Below are 1,208 nucleotides of genomic sequence, written 5' to 3'. Positions count from 1 at the left end.
GAGAGCAAAAAAACAACAACGGTGAGCTTTAGAATTGAAGATGATCTCAAAGATAAACTTCAAATCATTGCTGAACGAGAAAATAAAACTATCACCAACAAAGCACGTGAAATCCTCGCTGAATCACTCCATCTTTCACCGAGAAAAACGCTCACAGAACGTTTACAGGATGATGTCACCCGTATTGACCAAGAACTGCGCCACAACCTCCGAAAATGGAACTTAGAAGTCAATCATCAACTCAGCACGCTTAACGCCAGTCAAAAACTTCTGAATGATTTCAGTGAACAATACTCACATTTAAGGCAAGAACTGGATGATGAAAAAAAACGACATCAAAAAACACAACAAAAGCTGACTCGCTGGACGATAACCTTTTTCCTAACCGTTCTACTCAGTAATGCACTTATCATCACATTAATTTTATTTTTTAGGTGATCGGGATGGAAAAAAAAGAATTAGAGAGACTCGAAAAACATATCGCCGATGCTATCAGACAATCGGGGATCAAACCTGTAAGAGAATCGCTCAATAAAACTATTTTTTTACTGACCTTTGGTGGACTCAAAAGTATGCAAAAAGTGTTTGATGAAGCCTTTGATGAAATCACCGAAGCCAGAAAATACCGGTCATGGCAACGAATAACCGATTGTTTAAATGAGCAGACACCACATAATTTAAGCGTGCTCACGGTAAAAACGATGTACAAACGCGCGAAGAAAAAACGGTATGAACCTACCTAAATCAACATCAAATGCACTTCCACTTCCTCGATAAAAAATAAATTTTCATCTTGCGACAAGCGTTGTAGCTTGAATTCATGGGATTTATCAGGCTACAGATATAACAGAGCCCCGTGACAGGGTCATGGGGCTCTGTTACTCTAAATCTTGCACATACGTTGCTAAGACTTCGATATAGACAATCCAATCTTAGCAATGGGAAGCTCGCTTGTCACGACTTCCTTAAAACCATTCAAAGACAATAACTCGCTATGTGCCACTTGATTGACTCGGACTTAGCCCGGTCTCCGAAAGGATAAACAGGCAAATTGTGGTAGTAAAACGTACCGGAAAACGAAATTCCGGCTCTGCCTCCGAATCACGCTGCGGTATCGAAAGATTACAGTGCGTACCTGATAAGAGCACCAATCAACGGACTAGGGATTTCTTGGATTGCACCGTCGAAAGAAGCCCAACCTAACCAGA

Annotated in this window: 2 protein-coding genes; both read left to right on the top strand. The window is 40.8% G+C overall.

Annotated elements, in window-relative coordinates; translation table 11 throughout:
- Positions 1-438 (top strand): hypothetical protein (locus FTV42_RS17105; protein WP_179991849.1); only part of this gene is annotated, 438 nt, incomplete at its 5' end.
- Between the two features lie 5 nt (positions 439-443).
- Positions 444-743, top strand: a complete 300-nt coding sequence (locus FTV42_RS17100; protein ID WP_180025715.1) for a hypothetical protein — start codon at positions 444-446, stop codon at positions 741-743.
- Positions 744-1,208 lie beyond the last annotated feature (465 nt).

Source organism: Acinetobacter sp. YH16052, from assembly GCF_013417155.1.
In the GTDB taxonomy this organism is placed as follows: Bacteria; Pseudomonadota; Gammaproteobacteria; order Pseudomonadales; family Moraxellaceae; genus Acinetobacter.
This window is presented reverse-complemented; position numbering and strand designations above follow the sequence as displayed.

Bases quoted from the DNA above. Each gene is read 5' to 3' on its own strand.
- FTV42_RS17100 (WP_180025715.1), top strand. From the start codon at position 444: ATGGAAAAAAAAGAATTAGAGAGACTCGAAAAACATATCGCCGATGCT.